The following is a 3,851-nucleotide window of genomic DNA, read 5'->3' on the forward strand; positions in this document are numbered from 1 at the left end:
GTCGGGCTGACAGGATTTGAACCTGCGACCCCTTGTAGGGACCGGGCTATTTCCGGTCCTTCACGGTTGTTCCCGAAACTCACGGATTCCCTCAAGTTGCTAGGGAACCGGGCGGCTCTCTGTTCACGAGGGTATCCGGACGTTCACGGTTGTTCACGGTTGAATCTGATGGCAATGTGATGAGGTCGCGAGGCGCCGCGCGCTCGACGGTCGATTCCACCCATATGCCTTCTGTCGTGACAACGTATTGACGCCGTCATGACATTGTCTCTACAGTGGCGGGTGAGTCTTTGGAGGACGACATGGCTACACCCACTCGCGACGAGTACCTGCAGATGCGGATTTCCGCCGAGGCGAAGGACCACCTGCGGGAGGCCGCGAGGGCTGCCGAGCAGGATCTCTCGGCCTTCGTGCTCCAGGCAGCGAAGAAGGCTGCCGACGAGGTCCTCGCAGAGCGCTGGACGTTCCAGCTGTCCGACGAAGACTACGACTCGTTCCTCGCCCAGCTCGACGAGCCGTCACGGGTCCTTCCCGGGCTCAGGGATCTGGCGGCCGAGCCGTCGCCCTTCGCCGACCGCTGACTCGCGAGGCTGGCCGGTGAGTGACTACCTCAGCCCCGTCCACCTCTCGGACGCACACGACGTCACGGGATTCCGCTGCACGAGCAATGAGCTCGCCACCTGGCTGCAGAAGCATGCGCGCGGATCCCACAAAGGCGGCCACACCCGAGTCGCCGTCGTCACGCTCAGCGACAGCGCCGACGTCGTCGCGTACTACGCGATCGCCATGGGCTCTGTCGCCCCTGCCGAAGCCACTGCTCGCATGACTTCTGGCGGTGGCCGCCACCCCATTCCCGTCATCGTTCTCGCACGACTCGCCGTGGACGAGCGCCACACGGGCAAGCGCCTTGGACGGGCACTCCTGCTCGACGCCATCCGTCGCGCCATCGCCGCCTCCAGCGACATCGGTGCCCGAGCGATCATCGTGCACTGCAAGGACACCGCAGCCAAAGACTTCTACCTCAGCGCCATCCCCGAATTCACACCCCTCCCCCACAATCCGATGACGCTGGCGCTGCTACTCAAAGACGCTCGCGCATCGCTCGGAATCGGCTAATCCACCGGCGGCAAGAAGTCCGTACGCATCGGCGAATCACAGCTTCGCGCCTCTACGAAACCCGGGGGGTAACACTGAGCATGGCGCTCGCCCCGTCGCCACGGCCTGTAGCCAGCGAGGCACTACCACATGCCGGTTCCAGAGCGCGCGTGGGTGCGCCAAATCGCTCGGGGCGGTGAGCGATATGTGCGCTGGATGGCTTGCAGGGGACATGAGCGCGCTAGCGTTCGAGTCCTACCGTCGTGCCGGCATCCGGGCTGTAGCCGTAGAGGTTGTCAACCATGACGAGGGACAGCACCTCTGTTTCATTTGACCTGTCGACGGACGGGTTTGCCGGGGAGGGCGTTTGTGTCGAGTTCACCGTTGGAGATGAGGCGCACACCGTTGACTATGACGTGGCGCATGCCGGTCGATGGGATGGTCGGATGCTGGAAGGTGGCCTTGTCTTCCACCTCGTTGGCGTCGAAGACGATCAGGTCGGCGTCTTTCCCGACCTGCAGGCGTCCTTTCCGTTTCATTTGAGGGGTCGACTCTTCGAGGATCTGGGCAGGGATCAACGAACACTTCTCGATCGCTTCCATCAGGGTGATCTTCCCGAGCCTGTTCACGTATTGGGAGATGAACCTGGCGTATGTTCCCGCCGATCGAGGATGAGCAACCGCCTCGTCGGGAATGGGCCACACATCCTCGTCCACGAAGCTGCCATCCGGCATGGCCCAGGGCATTGCATCAGAGGCGATGGCAGCGCCCGGATAGAGATTCGACATGTCGAGCATCTTCTGGTGCGCTTCATTGGTTTCAGGATGGATGTAATGCCAAACGACCAGATTGCCGGGATCTTCGGCCTGCAACTCTCGGAGACGTTCCTCACTGGCGATCGCTTCCCCGGTTGCGTTGACCACGATGTCGGACCAGTCCGAACCGGTGCGTTTCCGGAAGTCGGGATCGAGGAACATCGCCGCGCCGATCAGCGTGGAGCCGGCACCATACGGATACGCCTCGGTGGTGATCTTGAGACCGGCCGCCTGGGCTTCTCGGATCGCCGTTGCGCATCGTTCGATGTCGCGCAGGCTGGTCGAGTTCAGATGACAGATGTGCATGTGAGCGCCAGTCGTTGCTGCATACGCGATCAATCGCAGGTACCCCTGAAACGAGCTGTCCGGGTCGACATTGGCCATATACGAGATATGCGTGAAGGTCGGCACCCCGTATCGAGCGGCAAGAGAACAGACTTCTGCCATCTCCTGGACACCCGCACCCGGCGCATACCCATTGTTGATGCCGACCCCGATTCCACCCTCTCGCAGTCCTTGCTCGATCCGAGCGAGGATTGCATCGACCTGCGGCTGATCCGCGACATGCGTCGACCATTCCGGATGACCAAAAGCCCGCTGGAAGTAGGTGAGCGTTCCATCGGGATCACCCAACTCGGGGTTCAACTCGGCGACACGGGCAAAGGTCCAGGCCACCGACGCCCCATAGTTGATCGCTCGACCCGAAGAAGCTTGCGAGTCGTACCAGGTCCCTATCGGCATGATCCCCGACTCCAACTCCAGTGCCGTGGTCACACCATCGAACGCCTGGATCCGATCACCCGCGATCGACTGGGTGTGACTGTGCAGATCGATGAACCCCGGCGCCACTGTCAACCCAGACGCATCGACCGTCACCTCTCCAACCAGAGGCGACTCCGAAACCGCCACGATCTCCCCACCACGGATCCCGACATGCCTGATCCCGTCCAAACCTGACTCGGGATCGATGACCCGACCATTGGTCACGATCACATCAAGAGCCGTCACCACCGCACCACCTCTCTACCTGAGTTTCACCCTCTTGACGATAGCCCAGCAGCGCGAGACCGATTGGTGGACCACCGATCAGCCGGACCCGTGATTGGCCGACGGTTACAGGTCGTCGAGTTGGTGAGTGTGAGCGCGCCGGTTCCCGCGATTCGGGGTCTGTCCGTCGCCTCTGTCCGGCCTCGATGTACCCGTCCAGCGGCTGGGTAGGATCCGCAGAGCACGTTCGACGGTGATTGGGAGGTCGTGATGACGTTTCTCGGGGCGTCCGGTGCCGTCTTCGGTGGGCTGTTCGTGTTGTTCCATCCGTTCGGGACGTGGCCGATCTTCCTCGCGGTGACGAAGGATCGCACGACCGCCGAACGCAACCGGGTCAGGCTCCACGAGGCTCTGTGCGACGTCAGAAATCACGACGGTGCCCCCCGGTTGCCCCCGACGGGCCCGACGAACGTGGAGGCTCGCATTCTTCAAGGGTGAGGAGATCGAGCATGTCGGCCCGAATGCGGCGCTTCGCCTCTGCGAACGCGGAGATCGCGGCCACCCGCTCGGCGCCGGAGGCCCCGGCCTCCTGGAGGGCCAGCACAGCCTCGTAGCACGCCCCCGCGACGGCGTCGCCTAGATAGTCCTCGGAGCGCGCAAGGATTGCTTCCACAGCCTGTTCTGGAGTCATGGAAGGACATTAGGCGAGGCGACTGACACGCATAGGTAGGCGGTGAAGGTTGGCCAAGCAGCGCATAGCGAGTCGATCAACAGAGATTGCACCAGCGCCGGCGCGGCTCTCGTGCGGTGTCACGAAAATGTCACCAAGAGGCCGGGCAAGGCCGATGTAGAAGGGCCCCGCACCAGAGTTTCCCCTGGTACGAGGCCCTACGCGGTCGGGCTGACAGGATTTGAACCTGCGACCCCTTGACCCCCAGTCAAGTGCGCTACCAA

The 3,851-nt window shown here is 62.7% G+C and carries 4 protein-coding genes; 2 read left to right on the top strand and 2 right to left on the bottom strand.

Features of this window, described 5'->3' with window-relative positions; genetic code table 11:
* Positions 1 to 302: 302 nt before the first annotated feature.
* Together Q0L54_RS10750 and Q0L54_RS10755 are read left to right on the top strand one after the other, a co-directional pair.
* Positions 303 to 581: a DUF1778 domain-containing protein gene (locus Q0L54_RS10750; protein ID WP_296667988.1), complete on the top strand. Its 279-nt coding sequence runs from the start codon at positions 303 to 305 to the stop codon at positions 579 to 581.
* Between the two features lie 16 nt (positions 582 to 597).
* Positions 598 to 1,116 carry a GNAT family N-acetyltransferase gene (locus Q0L54_RS10755; protein ID WP_296667989.1) on the top strand — a complete coding sequence of 173 codons (519 nt, stop codon included), beginning with the start codon at positions 598 to 600 and terminating at the stop codon, positions 1,114 to 1,116.
* Between the two features lie 305 nt (positions 1,117 to 1,421).
* On the opposite strand, the gene Q0L54_RS10760 is transcribed toward Q0L54_RS10755, so the two are convergent.
* Together Q0L54_RS10760 and Q0L54_RS10765 are read right to left on the bottom strand one after the other, a co-directional pair.
* Positions 1,422 to 2,918, bottom strand: a complete 1,497-nt coding sequence (locus Q0L54_RS10760) for an amidohydrolase family protein (protein ID WP_296667992.1) — start codon at positions 2,916 to 2,918, stop codon at positions 1,422 to 1,424.
* 400 nt (positions 2,919 to 3,318) lie between these two features.
* Complete coding sequence (locus Q0L54_RS10765; protein WP_296667993.1) at positions 3,319 to 3,588, bottom strand: hypothetical protein; 270 nt, start codon at positions 3,586 to 3,588, stop codon at positions 3,319 to 3,321.
* Between the last annotated feature and the right edge of the window lie 263 nt (positions 3,589 to 3,851).

This window comes from Demequina sp., from assembly GCF_024642165.1.
In the GTDB taxonomy this organism is placed as follows: Bacteria; Actinomycetota; Actinomycetes; order Actinomycetales; family Demequinaceae; genus Demequina.